The sequence below is a fragment of the Thalassotalea hakodatensis genome (assembly GCF_030295995.1).
GTDB lineage: Bacteria > Pseudomonadota > Gammaproteobacteria > Enterobacterales > Alteromonadaceae > Thalassotalea_C > Thalassotalea_C hakodatensis.
In genome coordinates this window covers 2,077,412-2,095,861 of the sequence record NZ_AP027365.1, presented here as the reverse complement: position 1 = coordinate 2,095,861, position 18,450 = coordinate 2,077,412, and the positions used below count along the sequence as shown (strand labels likewise).

12 protein-coding genes are annotated in these 18,450 nt (G+C 38.9%); 4 read left to right on the top strand and 8 right to left on the bottom strand.

All coding sequences use genetic code 11. The annotated features are described in order from the left end of the window. The first annotated feature begins 136 nt into the window (after positions 1–136). The 4 genes from xylE (at position 137) to QUE72_RS09050 (ending at position 6,885) form a co-directional block, all read left to right on the top strand. Positions 137–1,609, top strand: a complete 1,473-nt coding sequence (xylE, locus tag QUE72_RS09065; protein WP_286272896.1) for a D-xylose transporter XylE — start codon at positions 137–139, stop codon at positions 1,607–1,609. A 112-nt stretch (positions 1,610–1,721) separates the two neighbouring features. Further along, positions 1,722–4,781, top strand: a complete 3,060-nt coding sequence (locus QUE72_RS09060; protein ID WP_286272894.1) for a glycoside hydrolase family 2 TIM barrel-domain containing protein — start codon at positions 1,722–1,724, stop codon at positions 4,779–4,781. A 93-nt stretch (positions 4,782–4,874) separates the two neighbouring features. Then, complete coding sequence (locus tag QUE72_RS09055; RefSeq protein ID WP_286272892.1) at positions 4,875–5,498, top strand: hypothetical protein; 624 nt, start codon at positions 4,875–4,877, stop codon at positions 5,496–5,498. A 286-nt stretch (positions 5,499–5,784) separates the two neighbouring features. Beyond that, positions 5,785–6,885 (top strand): metallophosphoesterase, encoded by a 1,101-nt coding sequence (locus QUE72_RS09050; protein WP_286272890.1) that lies wholly within the window; start codon positions 5,785–5,787, stop codon positions 6,883–6,885. 158 nt (positions 6,886–7,043) lie between these two features. Here QUE72_RS09050 and QUE72_RS09045 read toward each other — a convergent pair whose 3' ends face one another. From QUE72_RS09045 to QUE72_RS09010, 8 genes are all read right to left on the bottom strand, one after another. Then, a complete protein-coding gene (locus QUE72_RS09045; protein WP_286272888.1) occupies positions 7,044–9,050 on the bottom strand; it encodes a glycoside hydrolase family 3 protein in 2,007 nt (668 codons plus the stop codon). 10 nt (positions 9,051–9,060) lie between these two features. Then, a complete protein-coding gene (locus QUE72_RS09040; protein WP_286272886.1) occupies positions 9,061–10,596 on the bottom strand; it encodes a sulfatase family protein in 1,536 nt (511 codons plus the stop codon). 192 nt (positions 10,597–10,788) lie between these two features. Then, positions 10,789–11,754, bottom strand: a complete 966-nt coding sequence (locus QUE72_RS09035) for an alpha/beta hydrolase (protein ID WP_286272884.1) — start codon at positions 11,752–11,754, stop codon at positions 10,789–10,791. Between the two features lie 194 nt (positions 11,755–11,948). Continuing rightward, positions 11,949–12,809, bottom strand: coding sequence for an SDR family NAD(P)-dependent oxidoreductase (locus QUE72_RS09030; protein WP_286272882.1), 861 nt, complete (start codon positions 12,807–12,809; stop codon positions 11,949–11,951). A gap of 75 nt (positions 12,810–12,884) precedes the next feature. Continuing rightward, positions 12,885–13,370: a hypothetical protein gene (locus QUE72_RS09025; protein WP_286272881.1), complete on the bottom strand. Its 486-nt coding sequence runs from the start codon at positions 13,368–13,370 to the stop codon at positions 12,885–12,887. A 108-nt stretch (positions 13,371–13,478) separates the two neighbouring features. After that, the gene (locus QUE72_RS09020) at positions 13,479–14,318 is read right to left on the bottom strand and encodes a ThuA domain-containing protein (protein WP_286272880.1); all 840 of its coding nucleotides are present in this window, start codon (positions 14,316–14,318) and stop codon (positions 13,479–13,481) included. Positions 14,319–14,450: 132 nt separating this feature from the next. Next, positions 14,451–16,034, bottom strand: a complete 1,584-nt coding sequence (locus tag QUE72_RS09015; protein WP_286272879.1) for a sulfatase family protein — start codon at positions 16,032–16,034, stop codon at positions 14,451–14,453. 16 nt (positions 16,035–16,050) lie between these two features. Further along, positions 16,051–18,450 (bottom strand): glycoside hydrolase family 2 protein, encoded by a 2,400-nt coding sequence (locus QUE72_RS09010; RefSeq protein ID WP_286272878.1) that lies wholly within the window; start codon positions 18,448–18,450, stop codon positions 16,051–16,053.

Sequence of the window (18,450 nt, the reverse complement as noted above, 5' to 3'; positions counted from 1 at the left end):
GCGTTCGATATTCACCATATAAGTTAGTCTATTCAGTCAAACTGAATTCTACCTGAAATGCCCTATTCAGGCTTATTTAAGCTTTGTAGGGTTATCTATAGGGTACAAACTATTATTTCGGAATTTAATTGCTAACATGACGAATCAACAAGATAACCAGAGTTCAGGCTACATCACACTATTAACATTAGTAGCAGCCCTTGGGGGCATGCTATTCGGCTGGGATACCGCTGTAATCTCAGGAACAGTTAGCTCCCTTGATGCCTTTTTTATTGCTCCTTTAGGCTTAGCTGAATACGAAGCTAACTCACTGCTGGGTACATTGGTATCAAGCGCATTAATTGGCTGTGTCATTGGTGGAGCAATTGCCGGAGTACTTAGTCAAAAGTATGGCCGTAAGAAAATGTTAATTGTTAGTGCTGCATTATTTTTTATTTCCGCCTTAGGCTCAGCGATACCTGAAATGGGTTTTTATGCCATTGGTAGTTCAGAAGCTAATCAAGCCTTACCTCAGTTCATTTTTTATCGTATTTTGGGTGGTGTTGGCGTAGGTATGGCATCAATGCTTTCGCCGCTCTATATTGCAGAAATTGCACCGGCAAAAATTCGTGGACGTTTAGTTTCATTTAACCAAATGGCTATTGTTACAGGTATTATTGTCGTTTACTTTGTTAACTACCTTATCGCATTACAAGGTGGTGAGTCATGGATACAAACGTTAGGATGGCGCTATATGTTCGCCTCTGAAATGCTACCAGCAGCCCTTTTCTTTTTCTTATTATTTACGGTTCCTGAAAGTCCTCGTTGGCATGCAATAAATGGTCATGATAAAGAAGCAAGAAATACGCTAGCTAAATTACATGGGCCAAAAGAAGCTGAACTTGAATTTTCTGAAATTAAAGAATCATTGAGTCATCATACTTCAGGTAAATTATTCTCTTTTGGATTAATGGTGCTTGTTGTTGGTATTTTGCTGTCAATGTTTCAACAGCTCATTGGTATAAATGCCGTGCTTTATTATGCGCCTGAAATATTTAAGAATATGGGTTCAGGTACTAATGCAGCAATGCTACAAACCATTATTGTTGGCGCCTTTAATGTGATATTCACTTTGGTAGCTATTTTCACCGTAGACAAATTTGGTCGAAAACCACTAATGATCATTGGTGCGCTCGGCATGTGCGTTGCAATGACGGCACTAGGATTTAGCTTCTATACCGAGAGCATGGGTATTTCTGTTTTAATCGCCATGTTAGCTTACGTCGCCTTCTTTTCTCTATCATGGGGACCAGTATGTTGGGTGTTACTGTCTGAAATTTTCCCGAATAAAATTCGTAGTTTAGCAATGTCTGTCGCGGTAGCTGCACAATGGATCACCAATTATTTAGTGTCATGGAGCTTCCCACTAATGAACAACAATACCTATTTAACAGAGCAATTTAATCATGGTTTTGCTTATTGGATTTACGGCGGTATGAGTTTATTGGCGGCATTATTTGTTTGGAAGTTTGTTCCTGAAACAAAAGGAAAATCCTTAGAAGAAATGGAGAAGTTATGGGACAACGACACCAGTTCAGAAAATGTTGTTGCTAAGAAATCTTTAGCCTAATAATGAATTAAGACGATAAACAACAGAGCTCCTTTATGGGGCTCTTTTTTTTAAGATACACTTCAGTTTGCCATGACATGATAACAATACATAATTAACAACAGGCTTCAATATGTATAAGTTTATCATCGGACTTGCCGTCACTTTAATCAGTTTATTTGCATACTTTTTTTTCGGTGCTTCGGATGAGGTACTTCCAAAAGAAAAATCATTTATCGTAAATAGTCGTGTTATTCAGCCACTAAATAACCAATGGCAATTTAGCAAAACCTCGCCTGTCATAGCGCATAGTATTGCTAAAGAAAATTGGCAAACAGTTAATTTACCGCATACTTGGAACGCAAAAGATGGCCAAGACGGTGGTGGCGATTATTACCGCGGCACAGGCACATACAAACGTACATTCACCTTAGATGAAAAGTTTACCAATAAAAAAATCTACCTGCATTTTGATGGCGCAACCACCACGGCAACTGTTTATGTTAATGGCAAAGAAGTCGGTCAACATAAAGGTAACTATGCCGCATTTCGTTTTGACATTACTAAGCAGGTAAAACTTGGCCAAGATAATATCGTGGTGGTAACCGTTAACAATGAAGTAGACGACACCGTTGCCCCGCTTTCTGCTGACTTTACTTTTTTTGGCGGTTTGTATCGCAAGGTTCGTTTAATTGCCAGTAATAACATCCACATAGACAATTTAGACTATGCCTCAAGTGGCGTTTATTGGTCACAAACTAATATAAGCAATGAAAAGGCTGAACTCGATGTACGTACTAAACTTTTTAATGAAAATAGTGAAGCTGCAACCATTACTATTACCAACTTATTGCGTGATGCTAACAATACTATTGTTGCCAAAACCAGTGAACAACTTCAGATAAAGGCGCAAGCATCTGTTGAATATACTAGCCAAATTGCGCTTGAAAACCCTCATTTATGGCATGGTTTAGACGATCCTTATTTATACCAAGGAGAAACCACAATCAGTCATAACGGCAAAGTGGTTGATCAAATTAATCAACAATTGGGCTTACGTTATTTCCGTGTCGATAAAGACCAAGGGTTTATTTTAAACGGTAAACCTTATCCGCTTTACGGCATAAACCGTATGGCTGATTTCCCGAAAAAAGGCACAGCAATTAATCAAGAAGATCACGAACGAGATATTCAGCTAATGTTGGAGTTAGGCGCTACAGGTGTACGTTTAGGCCACCAACAACGTGATGATTATGTTTATCAGCGCGCTGATGAAATAGGCTTAGTAATATGGGCAGAAGTGCCATTGATTAACCGCATTAACACTAATCAAGCCTTTACTGATAACGTAAAACAGCAAGCTTTAGAGCTGGTCAGACAAAACTATAACCACAGTTCGATAATGTTTTGGGGGTTGTTCAACGAAATCACCTTAAAACCAGGGCCTGATCCAAGACCAATCGTAAAAGAGCTAAATACTTTAGTAAAAGCTGAAGATCCTAATCGCCTTACCACAGCAGCCGTTGCGGCAAGCGGCGAAAAGGCATTACAAGATCCGCTGGCGACAACAACGGATATCACCTCATTTAATCGCTACTATGCTTGGTATTACGGCAGTTTTAGTGATTTTACCAAATTTATGGATCATGCCCGTGAAAGCGCGCCCGATTTATCTATCGCGCTGAGTGAATTTGGCGCCGGAGCCAGTGACAAAATTCACACTGATACGCCAACCATGCAAGATCACAGTGAAGAATATCAAGCCATTTTTCATGAACACTATTGGCAAGACTTACAAGATAGAGACTATGTTTGGGGCAAATTCTTGTGGGTATTGGCTGACTTTGCCGTTGATAACCGTGATGAAGGTGATACACCCGGTCGTAATGATAAAGGCTTGGTCACCTTTGATAGAAAAGTAAAAAAGGATGCCTTCTTTTGGTATAAAGCTAACTGGGCAAAAGAGCCTGTTACTCATATAACTGGTCGCCGCTTTTCAACTCGAACCCAAGCGCTAATAGACATTAAAGTGTACAGTAACCAAGCTGAACTTGAGTTGTTCGTTAATAAACAATCTCTTGGTAAGCTTGAGCTTAATGGCAATAAAAAAATTATTTGGCCACAAGTTGAGCTAACACTTGGTGATAACCTTATTGAAGTGGCAAACAATCAAGGAAAGATCGTTGATAGCATTCACTTAACACGCGTGAACAGCACTGATACCAAAATTAGCGCTAAGCTTTTGGGCATAGATACCGTAAATGGGAAAATTTATAACTTACCTCATGGCATCAGTTTTTCAACTTTACCTACTGTGCTTGAATATCCGCGCGATAGCAGCGTCGAATTGATAAAAGGTCAACATGAACTTGCTCTTAATAGTGGCGATATCATTAAAGTAACGGCGCAAGATGGCAAAACCAGCCAAGAATATACATTTGATAGTGCAGCCCTATCGGCTTTTAAACCAACATCTGCCAGTGCTGAAATAGCTGCTAACTTATCTATTGGGCCAATTGATATTCCTATCATGAGTGCAGCCAAAGCAAACGATAACATCATTACCGGTATGGTTGATGATATGGAAGACGTTAATATTTGGAATGCTATGGGCAAAGCACCGCACTGGTGGAAAGTCGACTTAGGCGCCGAATATTATATTGATCGCGTTGAAATTGTCTGGCCACAACATATCGACATGCTCAACGTTGGCCCTATGGCGTATAGCATCGAAAGTGCAAAAGATTTCAAACAAACTTTTGATGTATTTTCTGAGAGCTACCAAGTAGCTGTTAACCAAGAGAGCAATACGGTTATTGGCACCACCAGCGATAGTATAGCAAAAACGGCTCGTTTTATTCGTGTCAAGTTACTAAAAACCCAAACCTTTGCCGATGCGCCTATTGTCGGGAAATATCCAATATACGGAGCGGAAGAAATATCTGTTATTGGTGGATTACTTAAATCTGACACCATCGACATTAACTACAAGAATAAAACAATTAGTGCAGAAAAACTGCATACAGTTGCAGATGCTTTAAAACTAATTCAACCGATTACAGGTGGATCGATAAAAGTTGTTAATGCTAATAATACAATCTTAAGCAATGAAGCTATGCTTGATAAGCATAGCCAGCTAATTGTTACCGATAAATCAAATACACTATCTGAGCGCTATTTTTTCGCTAACTAAATTATTTTTTAATCAAATAAAAACCCATTACATTTGCTCTAATTAATCTTCCTTCTATTATAAAAGGAAGATTAATTATTTTAGGTAACCCTGATGGCAAAATCACTAAGGTTAAGATTGTTGCTATTTTCTTTCTTAACTACGTTAAGTTCTAATTGCCTTGCCATTAATAACAAGTCCGAACAAAGTACGACAACCACTACATCGACAAAGAAAACACTTACCTTTGCTGTACCTGAATCTCTAAGGCTTGAAGTAAAGAAGCATGCTTACTGTCTGATGAATAAAACTTTCGAGAATATGGGCTATTTGCTTAAAGAAATTGAACATCCAATAATGAGGGCATTTACCGAAACAAGAAATGGTAATATGGCACTGGCTTTAATTGGTTTACCTAACTTTAAAACAACTGTCAAACCCAAAACAAGCTCACAAGGTCTAGCCTTAACCTCCACCCCTTTTGTAACAGTACCCATTTCTTTTTACAGCAGAAAAGACATCAATATAGAGATGAACAGCCCCAACTGGCGTGCCAATTATCGAATTGGATTGGTTAGAAACATATATACCCATGATGTGAAAAAATTTACTGTAGAAGGCAGAGAAAATTATCATTTTTATATTAATTCGCTTTCTGCCTTTAGGCCTTACTCAAAAATAGAATTGATATCGTCATTGCATCAGAGCTTGACTACTTATCTGCTAGCATCAATCTAAATAGTCAGGATGAAATAAAAAGTATAATAACCTTAGGAACAGCAAGTATGTACCCTGGCTTTTCTCATCAATACTTTGGGAAAGAAAAGGCTAAAATATTAGCAAATCTTTATGATTTTGAACGAACAAAACTGAACGACGAAGAAAATGTACAATGCTATAAAATCAATAAAGATTGATTCAAACTTCTACTACTAATTCTTCTTTATTTTCAGCTCTACTTCAGGCGCCCCCCCTATTATTGACCACTCATTTACCACTAACAATACCTTCTTAAGAGGTCTCGATGACATTGCGATTATTCACATTAATCACCACCCTACTTTTATCTGCATGCGCTTATAAAAGCTCAACAAACCATAAGGTTTATATCAACCCAGACATTCAACAGTCTATTAAAGCACAAGGTGAATTAAAGCAACGCATTATACTATTAGGCGACGCTGGTTTATCGTCGATTAAGCCCTTACAAGCAAGTCTTCAGAAAGCAGTTGAACATGCAGAAAAATCTCCCGAAAAAACGGCAGTGATCATGTTAGGTGATAATATTTACCCATCAGGTTTTCCCAATAAACTTCCTGAGCAGCAAGTATTTACCAGCAAGCAATTGAAACACATCAGTTTTTTAGAAGCACAACTTCAAATAGCGAAACAAAGTGGCGCTGAAATGTTCATCGTTCCCGGCAACCATGACTGGTATGCAACACAGGTCGACACACAAGCGGAATATATAGAAAACTATGCTAGCACCAACAAACTATCAGCCATGTTTGTTCCTTATCAAGAAGCTTCATCTCCTCTACCTCAAATGATATTACGTGACGGTGTCAGCTTAGTTTTTTTAGATACCATGTGGTTAATAAAGGCTAGTCAAAACGACTTTAACAAGGCCCTGGAACATTTATCGTCATTGCTAACCAAGAGCTACCAAGCGTTTCCTGACAATATCATTGTATTAAATGGCCATCACCCGATTGAAACCATGGGGCCTCATGGCGGTTACTATTCGAGCTTAGGCTATCAACTTTACGTCAGCATTGTGACATTTTTTAATAACAACCAACAAGATGTAGATAGCCTAAAGTACCAGCGTTTAATAAATGGCATGAACTCCCAGCTTATTCCTTATCCCAAAACAATTTTTGCTGCAGGACATGATCACAGTTTGCAGGTGTTTGAACAAAAAGATGAAAATAAAACGCACTACAACCTAGTCAGCGGCGCAGCCAATAGCGCAAAACTTAGCGGCGTAAGTTATAACGAGCAAACGCAATTTGCTACATCGCAAGAAGGTTTTATCGAAATAGATGTACTTGAGCAAGGCGTATTACTGAAAGTATTTACCATTAATCAAGCATCACCAATTTATCAGCAGTGGTTATGGTAAGAATAAAGCAAACACATCAACAAAAAGCAAAGTCAGATTCTGATTGAGCTTTAGTTAATAATGGTTTGTTATAATTGGAAATTAAGTGGCCTTCTCATCGGATAATGAAAAGGCCTTGAGGGAACTAAACGCAAAAGTTAACGCGTTAGGATATTCCCTTACTGCTTGTATGACAAACCGTGACCAAAGTTGAATAACGGATCAACGGAGTCAAAAGGCACATCTTCAAACTGCGCTTCAACGGCCGCCATAGAACTTGGCATTTCAAATGGCAATTTGCCGGTTGGGTTAAAATCACCAAATAAAACATCTAACATCGCCTCATCAGTGGCACCAAATTCCGCTAATATACCAACAGCGTTTTCAGCGATTTCTGGAATAACTGATGGGCGTTCTAAATAAATCACCACAACGGTTGGTTTAGTTGCCATCACTTTTTTGATATGCGCTAACTCTTCACCTTTAAAATCAAGATCACCTTGGTTTAATATGGTTTCGATAATATTTTCACCAAAGCCTAAATCAGTTCTTGGCGGACGGTGTGGCGCTTTAACATGTAAAATAGCAACATCGGCATCATCTAAATTATCGACCACTTGCGCATATTTGCTGGTTGACTCTTTACTAAGACCTTCAATATAGACCTTAATATTTTTAGCTAATGGCAAAGCATATTCTTTATTTTGAATACTGCTTTGTGAAGTACTTTGTGCAACGGTCTCTTTTTGGTTCTTCAGCAACACTAAAGATTTACGTTGTGCCAAGGCGCCTGCTTTCATAAACTCGTCTGTGCCAGTTATTTTATCCGCCATTGCCATATCGACATAAGGGTCGTCAAATAGTCCTAAGCGGAATTTGTCTTTTAAGATACGACGAATAGAGGTATTTATACGCCCTTCAGAAACTTGTCCAGATTCGACTAGATCAACAATGAATTCAGGTAATTCTTCACCGCCAAATTGGTCAACACCAGCATCAAGTGCTTTTTTAAAGCGATCAGACTCAGATAAACCTTCTAAGCCCCAAGCTCTTGCGCGCATGGCAACTACAGGGCCCGCCATTTTTGAAGTAACAATACCCCAATCTGTACAAACAACACCGTCAAAACCAAAATCACCACGCAGCATATCGGTGATAATCTCTTTGTTGTAACTCATAGCAACATCTTCTGATGTTTGGCCATTAGGAATGCCGTAATAAGGCATAACTTGAGCAGCGCCTACATCAAATGCTGCTTGAAAAGGTTTCAAGTGATAATCAAAGTTATCACCAGGGTATGCTTGCTCTGCGCCGTAGAATTGATGCGCATCTAAACCGTCACGTTGTGGGCCTCCACCTGGAAAGTGTTTAACCATAGTTAACACACTTGATTTGCCAATGTTAGCGCCTTGAAAACCTTTTATATAACCAGCAACCAATTTAGACGATAATTCTGCTTCTTCACCAAAGGTACCTATACCCCGAGCCCAACGCGGCTCTGTGGCTAAATCTGCCATTGGGTGCAGTGCTAAACGAATACCTACAGCGCGGTATTCAATGTTGGCTATACGGCCAAACTCTTCGGCGACTTTTTCATCACCTATCGCACCAAAACCAATAGGCTCAGGCCATAATGAAAAACCTTCAGTGCGTACTGAGGTTGCACTTTTGCCATCACGCAAACTGTGGCGAGGATCCGTTGAGATGGTAATTGGAATACCTAAACGGGTTTGCTCGGCAAGCTTTTGAATATCGTTGTGCCAGCGAGCCATTTCTTTTATTGGCGCTGAGCCCATTAAATTGAAATGGTTAATTAAACGAGAATTAATAACATCGTAGGTACCGTAGCCAATTGAAAAATTCATTCCTTCAATAATTTCAGCATTTTCACCAAACGTTATTGGCGGTTGAAACATTAGGCCCGCTTTTTCTTCAATGTTCATTTGATCAATCAAATCACTGACACGACGGTCAATGGGTTGACGTGAGTCTTCATAGACATCTAATTGACCATTTTTATTTAGATCGCGATAAGTATAGCCATTAGCAGTTAATGTTGGTGCTTCAGGGCCAATATCACTTTTTGCTAAAAGCGTATCTAGCCAAAAGATCTTAGCTGCACCTAATGCCGCTAACCCCACGGGAACTGCAACAGCAATTGCAGAATATTTGAGCCATTTATTCATAATAATTTACCTAGTTTGAAGATTTTTGTGTTGATGACTTGATACGGCGATAACCACGTCTAAGCAATTTAAATACACCATAAATAATACCGACAAGAATGATTAATGAAATCAGTGCCATGATTGCCATTGTAGTGAAAAATGGCCCATAACCTTTTTTATCACTCGCTGTGCCGCCCATTAATAACCATCGTTGCTCTGGTTTAATTGATTGATGCTTTGCAATAATTTCTTTTAATTCAGCAACCTTTTCTGGGTATTGGTCTGCTAAATTATCACTTTCAAAAGGGTCTTTTGATAAGTCGATTAGTAATAATGGATGACTGTATGCAGTCATATTGGCGATAATACCGTTACCTGTATAAATATTTAACCCCAAGCCATGAGCGAGCTTTAATTTAAAGTTTCCTTTACGCACCGCTTGAACTTGTTTATTGAGGCGATCGAAATAAACATAAACGCCCTCTTGGTTGTCGCTTTCTCCGCTGAGTACACGGGTAATGTTATTACCATCAATTTCGCGATCGGTTGGCAATGAGCCGCCACTCAGTTCAACAAAGGTAGGAAACCAATCAAGCATAGATAACACGCCGTCATATTGACGAGGCTCAATACCAGCAGGCCAGTGAGCAACCGTTGGTACGCGGTGACCACCATCAAAGGTTGTCATTTTGCCATTACGTAATTCACCTGCTGAGCCACCGTCTTCGCCCATCATTAGCCATGGCCCGTTATCACTTGAAAAGACTAATAAAGTATTTTCCCATAACCCTTTAGCTTTTAAGGTCTTGATTATTTCACCAACAGACCAATCAAGCTCTTGCACCACATCGCCATATAAACCTCGTTCACTACTGCCTTGAAATTCAGGTGAAGCATAAAGCGGCACATGCGGCATGCTATGGGCAAGGTACAAAAAGAACGGTTGATGTTGATGACGGTCGATAAAGTCGATCGCTTTGTCGGTATAACGTTTAGTGAGATATTGTTGGTCAATTTCGGTATAGGTTACCTCTTGGTTCTCATACCAGAAGAAATTTGACATGTCGTTACTAAAAGGAACACCATAAAACTCTTCAAAACCCTGATTCCAAGGCATGAAACGGTCATGATGGCCAAGGTGCCACTTGCCAACCATACCGGTTTTGTAACCTTGTGGCTTTAACGCTTCAGCAATAGTAATTTCACTTAACGGCATACCTTCAGGGCTGCTTTCAGCGAAAACGGCTGAGATCCCCATGCGTACCGAGTGACGACCTGTTAATAGCGAAGCTCGTGACGGTGTACAAATATTGGCAGCGGAATAAAAGTTGGTAAACTTGATTCCTTGCTCGCCTATTTGGTCAATATTGGGCGTGTTAATATCGGTTGCACCAAATGAACTGATATCGCCATAGCCTAAATCATCCGCGAAAATGAAAATAATGTTAGGTTTAGTTTGTACTTCTGTAACCGCTATTTCATCACTTGCTTTTGCATAACTTATAGGTAAAAGAACGCTAAAAACAGCAGCAACAATGGACACAAATTTCCAAGAATTTATCATGGTTAACTATCCAATTTGAGTATCATATATTTAAAGATACTCCTAGGTTAACAATGAAGTCTGAAACTATCCTGAAAGGAAAAATGGATAAAATAGAATGAAAAATAACAAGCACTTAGCCATACAAGCCAGCTAAGCACATGAAAAAACCAGAAAACTTTAGAGTGACTTCATTAGAACAGTAGTTTTATGTCATTGCTTGGCAAAATAGTTATCAACAGCATAACTGAATTCACCATGAATAAATTCAATCGCTTGCTGACTTATTTTAGCTTTAGGTACAATGGCATCAAAGCCATGATAGCCCCCTTTATATAATTTGAACTCAGTGGGGACACCAGCCGCTCTTAAATTTGCAACATAAGCTATTGTTTCATCTCTAAAAGGCTCTATGTCACCAACATAAGTTGCTGTTGGGGGTAAGTTTGTATAGTCTGTTGCTCGGGCAGGTGCAGCATATTCAGGTATTTCTTGGTTATTATCTTTTAAGCCTTTTAGGTATAAATCCCAACCAAATGCATTAAGTTTTGAATTCCACATTGGTGCGTTGTTATCAATTGCAGAGTCTCCTAACATGCGATCGTCAATCATTGGACAAACAGGCATTTGAAAAGCAATATTCACTTCTTTTTTATCTCTGGCTAGTAGCGTTACTGCTGCAGTTAGACCACCACCAGCACTGTGTCCTACCACCATGATTTGATCACTTCTCGCCCCCAATTCCTTAGTATTATTTTTAATCCACTTTAACGTATCATAGCAATCATCCAAAGCAGCTGGGTAAGGGGCTTCCATTGACTTTCTGTAATCAGGTGCAACTACTATACAATCTCGTGTATCAAGAAGACCTTTTATTTGAGGTGAGGCTAATTCAGGTATGGTTAATGCGTACCCTCCACCATGACAATAGAGTATAACCGGTAATGGTTTATCACTAGGATTTAAGGGTTTGTAAATACAAACGCGTATCTTTTCTTGGCTATTTTTTCTATCTATGTACTTCTGTTCACAGTGCAAACCTTCAATCAGTTTCCCTCTAGATTTAATACACATCTTCTGTACAAATTTAAACATCGTTAACGAAGGACGACAAAACGGACGTACAAAAAAACCGGCTAAACGCAACTCTTTGTCGATCATCTTTAAACTAACTTTCATGGCTAACCTTTATATTGTCTTCTATACTAGGTAACCTAAAGCGCTTTAATGAAATGAACCTGAACTCAATTTAGTATTATCAAGTGTGCTTATCAAGCGAGAGGGTAGCTTCTTACATAGGCTCATTCCACATATTGCATTCCTGCAATGTATTATACTAAGATCTAATACGCATCATGCAGATGATAAAATGATTACTTACGATAAATATCATATTGTTTTTCACCGATAAGAAACTTATCTAGAAAAATATTTGCCATCGCCCTAATTGCACTCTCTCGTCCCATGAATCTTTTCATGATTAATTGGCCTATTCTATTCTTTCTCCCTGGAATTATTTGTGGCTGTTTGCCCAAATTTTGCATTATCTCTATAACAACTTCAGTTGGGTCCATAGGCTTTAATCGAGCTAAATTTTCTTTATCTTGAAATTTATCCATTGCCGTGGTGTTGGTCATCCCCAAAGGAGCAGCGATAACATCTACATTGTAAGGTTTTAATTCAAACCATAGGGCTTCCCCTAATAATGTTTGATACCCTTTTGATGCACCATAATGCGCATTAAATGGCGCTCCTTGCCCATCAGCTCCGGAGGAAATTAATACGATACCGCCTTTTTTTCTTTTTTTCATTAACTGACCAAAATGATAGGAAAAGTCACTAACCGCACTAATATTTAGATTAATAAGCTTTTGGTGGTAACTTAAACTACCTTCATGAAATAAATGAGGCCTTACGATAGCAGGATCTGTTGTCATCGCAGCACTAAATACCATAAGACCAACCTCTATATCACCTGTTCTGTGTTTAATAACATCAATAACATTTTCATTAGACAAATCGGCTTGGATTGATATCACTTCAATACCAAAGTCATTTCGCAATACAGATTCTTGCTTTTTTAAGGCTTCCGGATCACGGTCAATAGAAATAATATTAAGACCACGCCTCGCTAATTCATTACACCAACACTCCCCCAAACCCAAGGCGCCGCCAGCAACTAGAGCCCAAGGGCCATATTTTTCTTTAAAATTAATTGATTGAAATTTAATCATTAATAATATCCTTTCATGGTATGTAAGATTATTTTTTCTTCTAAATTAATTAAAACTTATGCCACATAAAATTGATTAATGGCTTAGTTCTTTATGAATAATGATGAAGGTGACTAGAGCAGCCTCTATGCCAGAGAGCACAGCTTTGAGAAAAACAAAAGCCGTTGGGCTAAGGCCTTCGATGCCCATTAAACTAAACATGGCAATTGCGAAAAAACCAAAGCTAAACAGAAATAACCCACCGACAAATAAAGCACGTTTAAGAAAGTTATTTGGCAGTTTGGCTAATAGTTTATGGCTTGTTTGTAAGGAGAACTCACCTTTGTTTTTAGCACTTTTTGTTAACATTGAATAAACCAAGCTAAGTATTAACGCCATAAAGAAACTACCCATGATGAGATCAACAGCAATGTTGGTTTGGGCGATATTGTTAGTGTCTAACCATAAATTGACTTGTGGCAATTCTTTGGTCATGAAATAAGCGATAACACCACCAATAATAAAATTGGCAATAAGCTGAATAGTGGTTTGTTTTTTGATGTAGTGAATATTTTGAGCCATGAATAGATTACCTTTTAAGAAGTTAGCCATAAAGGTAAAGGGTTAAAATGAAAACAACCTGAACAAATAACGCCATTTTCCTTTAGGTACAAATGGAGAAAAGAGGATTTATTCCCCCATCAACCAAACTAATGCCTTATCAATGAGTTCAACATATTCTTTAATTTGGTAACTTTTGGCTTGATGCCCTATGGCGGAATAAAATGCACGTCCTTGACCGATTGTGCTTCGCCAAACAAGCGGATGCTCCCCAACCATTTGGTCATTGCCTAAGAAGGATTTACCTACCGTTTGATAAGAGCCTTCGTCAATTGTTAATAAGATTTCATGGCCGGTATGTCTTGGGTTGCGATCGAATGCATACCATTCTTCATCAGGAAATAACCATGCACTCGGCAGGTGGTTTGTTAGTGGCTCTTGTATATCAGTTACATTTATTTTTGCATTTTGAAATTGTGGGTGCATAGTATGGCCAATAAATTGGGCGCCAATTAAGCTATCGACATACCATTGCCATTGATACGAAGGGTCTCCTCCCGAAGCATGAATTCCTAGCCAACCGCCTCCTTGTTCTAACCATTGTTTAAAAGCTTGTCTTTGCTTAATGGTAAGCACATCACCTGATACATTATTCCAAACAATTAACTTAAACTGTGCTAAATCGTTAGTATTATGAATAGCCCCATTATCCGTTGTGTAAATATCCCAGCCATGTTTTCTAGCAATGTTAGCTAGCATAGCTTGTGCTGCAGGTAGTGCATCGTGATGAATATAGCCGTTAGTTTTATTGAAAATAAGTACCGCAGGCTTTGACATTTTAGGAATAACTGGCGCAACGGTTTCATAATCATGACGAGGTATCATGCCCCAATATTTTGCATACACAAAAAGACTAACTGCCATAATAAAAAGAAAGACAAAAAAGCCAATAATTAGTTTTTTAAACATAGATAATTCAAACCTTTAGAATAACGATTAGAAATATAAAAAAACCTGATGCAAACAATTAATTCACATCAGGTTTTACTTTTTTTTATGCTATCAAGGTAAAGTAATAGCGTTAGATTATTAAGTTAAGCATTAATCTTCAAGTTGTGAAGAAAGCCCTTTGTGCATAATCCAAAACTTAAATCGCTCCATTAGCGTAGGCTCGGGATCTTCCTCAGGCACTTGATATTCGCTTCGTAACTGAGTTAATCGCGTTTTCAATTGTGAAATAATCGCAGATTGGGATTTATCTCCTATCAAATTGTTAAGTTCATTAGGGTCATTTACTAAGTCATAAAACTCCCACGTACCTAGCTTATAAAAATGGATTAACTTATATCTGTCGGTACGTACACCATAATGGCGTGGTACAAACGCCCAGCCTGGATTTTCGTAAAAGTGGTAATAAATGGCATCACGAAATGGTGCTTTGTCACTAGAGTCTTGGTCTTGTCTCTCTTGCCTTAATAAAGGCACTAAACTTTTACCTTGCATATCACTTGGCGCTTTAACACCCGCAATATCCAAAAACGTTTGGGCGAAATCAAGATTTTGGACTAAATCATTATTTTCACTGCCCGGCTTAATTTTACCCGGCCACTTAACAATAAGCGGCATATTGATTGAGTCTTCATACATCCAACGCTTATCAAACCAGCCATGATCCCCTAAGAAAAACCCTTGATCTGAGCTATAAATTACAATGGTGTTTTCTTCAAGGTTATTTTCTTTTAAATAAGCCATCACGCGGCCTAAGTTATCATCAATCGAATCAACCGAGCGCATGTAGTCTTTGATGTACCTTTGATATCGCCATTTTGTTCTGGCATCGCCTTGTAGTTTATTTTCAAAATAAGCCTTGTTCTCAGCGGCATATGCTCTGTTCCAATTAGCCGCTTGCTCTTCATTTAAATAAGCAGGTGGTTCAAGCTTTAAATCTGCTTTTGTTAAGAAATGAGAAATCGACATCTCTAAATCTGGGCTAAGTGATGCTGCACGACCTTTGTGATCGTCAAAAAGTGTCGCTGGCTCAGGAATTTCAATATCTTTATATTTGTCGATATGATCAGGACCTGGTGCCCATTCACGATGTGGCGCTTTATGCTGATACATCAACATAAAAGGTTTGTTTTTATCACGCTTATCTAACCAATCAAGTGCCCTGTCGGTAATAACATCAGTAGTATAGCCAGTGATCTCTTGTGTTCCCAACTCACTTTTAAAGCGCGGATTATAATAACGCCCTTGCCCGGGTAAAATTTCCCAATGATCAAAACCTGTCGGTTTACTGAATAAATGCCATTTACCAATTAAGGATGTTTGATAACCTGCTTTTTGCAAAAGCTTAGGGAAAGTTTGTTGTGAGCCGTCAAAATCGCCACCCCACTCATTATTCATAAAGCCATTCATATGGCTATGCTTTCCAGTTAAGATCACCGCCCTGCTTGGCCCACAAATAGAGTTGGTAGCAAAAGCACTTCTAAACAACATACCTTCATTAGCCAAACGGTCAATATTAGGTGTTTGGTTGATTTTTGAACCGTATGCACTAATCGAATGCGTTGCATGGTCATCAGAAAATACAAACAATATATTTGGCTGTTGTTCACTCGCATTAACTGTTTGTATTAATGCAGAACAAACTAGCCCAAGTGATACCTTTATCAATTTATTCATCAATTACAATTCCTATTTAGTTTACTGCAAATTCAGCAGGTAACTTGGTTTCTATACCGATATGTTCTAAACCAATTTTACGACGACTTAACACCGGTGTTTTAATCCAATCAGCCGACAATTGAGCGTATAAAACAAACTCATTTGCTTTAGGTAAATGAATATCAAAACTTTGTGTTCTCGCTTCAAGCGCTGCTAATGAAACGTTTTCTTTTATCGCTTTTGACAATACTTTGCCGTTTTTATCTGCCGCTATTAATGTCACCGTCACTAAACCGCCTTCGTAAGTATCATTAATAAGCGCCACAGGAACCGGTACCTTTCTACCCGGCGAGTAAAATTCGTCGTTCCACCTGTCGATATTTATACCCACAGGCGCAAAGGCATGAGGTGCCCAAAACTGCCATTTAGGCTCCATCGTTAAATTTTTAACATCGACAAAATTATCACAAGTGACACTGGGTTCTTTTAACGCCCAATCTTCTGGAATAGTATCTTTGTCTGAACATTTACTTAAATAAACAAAATGTTTAATCCCTGCATAACCTCTTTTTGCGCGCCAATATCCAGTTAACTCAGAAATAAAGTAGGCATAAACTTCACGGCGTTGTTCAGGGGTTAGATCAACTCCCGGCGCTAATAAGTCAAAAGCGATGCCAGAAATTTCTGTAGGGTCGCTGCCGTCACGGGTTAGCCACAACCAACCATATTCGTTATTAATATAAGGATGTTCTCTCGCGCCTTCGCCATCAAAGGTTCTAAAAATGGGGCCATTAGTCATCGGAGGTATACGGCTAAAATCATCGAGATCTTTTAGTTCGTGATCAACCTTAGTGCTGTTTAAGAAATGAGCGCCACTAAATTTGTACGGATGCTCTTCTAGTGGGTCATTGGGACCATTCGGTGCACGATAGCTGCCAGCATCCCATGCACGAGTTGGGTCTAAATGGCGAACCAATGATACCGCTTCATAAGGTAATGGATTGTGAGTTTCATTCGACGCATCCCACCAGCCAATTGAAGCATGGTTCCAGTTCTCTTGAACCCATGAAGTATACTCTTTCTCTAATTCTGTTAATGACCAATTAAGTGAGTTTGCTCGCCCTTCAACCAGTCGATTAATTGGCGCAAATATATGGTATTCATCTACCACGATAAGACCTACTTCATCTGCTAAATCGTACCAAAAATTTGGCGCGCGACCATTGTGAAATCTAAAGGTATTCCAATTAAAGTCTTTCATGTGGCCTGAATAAAGTTTATGAACCCACTCTCTATCCCACGGCAGAGCTTTACGATCTTGGTCTTCAAAAAACCTGTGCAATGCAATATTAGAGCCGCGCAAATAGTAGCGTTTATTATTTAAGAAAAAACCTTTACCTTCGCCAGACTTCCACTCAAATTTACGCATACCAAAGCGTGTCACTCGATCATCTGAGTCAACACCGTTTTCTTTGATATGAGCCTTAACACTATAAAGAAATGGCGATTCAGGTGACCATAAATTCGGTGATTCAAGAGTAATAAGTTGCTCTACAACTGTTGTTTCTTGTGGCTTTAAGGTTAATGTGGTTTCAACAGGCATAGCTGAAACTATTTTAGATTGCCACTCAGAAACCTGTTGGCCTAATGAGATTTCTACTGATTGATTACTACTGTTTTTAACCGTGGTAAGCACTTTAACCTGATTAGTATCAATGTCTGGCTCGACCTTGGTTCTAACAATTGTTGTAGCACCTGTATGAACTAAACTGACACTGTCCCACAAACCAGGAAACCAGCCACGCTTTTCAAGATCTGCACCAACGGGAATAAATTCAGGTACTGAAGAGTACTCAGATCCTATGCGAACAATTAACTCATTCTCTTGTCCATACTTAATCGCTTGTGATAAATCGTATTCAGAAACTGAATAAGCGCCAAAGTGCTCACCTAGAGCCTTTCCGTTAAGCCAAACTTTAACGCCATATTTTGCTTTTTCTAAACACAAATGAGATTGAGCGAACTCTTGCTCTGGCGCTGTAAAAGTTTTCTTATACCAAAAAGCATCACGTTCATCACTTTGCACACCTACATCAACAAAGGCAGGCACAGCTTCTGATACAAAACCGGGCACTTGAACACTACGGCTAAATTCATTAGGCATTTGATCCGATAAACTGCCCTGTTCAATTGCCCAAGTACCGTCTAACGACTGAGTATTTCTAACCGTTTCTCCATAGTTAGTATGGCTATTATTACAAACAGTATCTGCATAACTGCCAGGAATTTCTTTGTATTTAAATTCGGTCTCTGGAAACTCACCAAAGGTACTTATTATGTGCGCCCGAAAAGCCCCTATTATAGGAGCTTTAAATAAAAAGCCAAGGACAGCTAAGCAGACAATGCCTAGCATAATTCCTTTTAAGATTTTCAT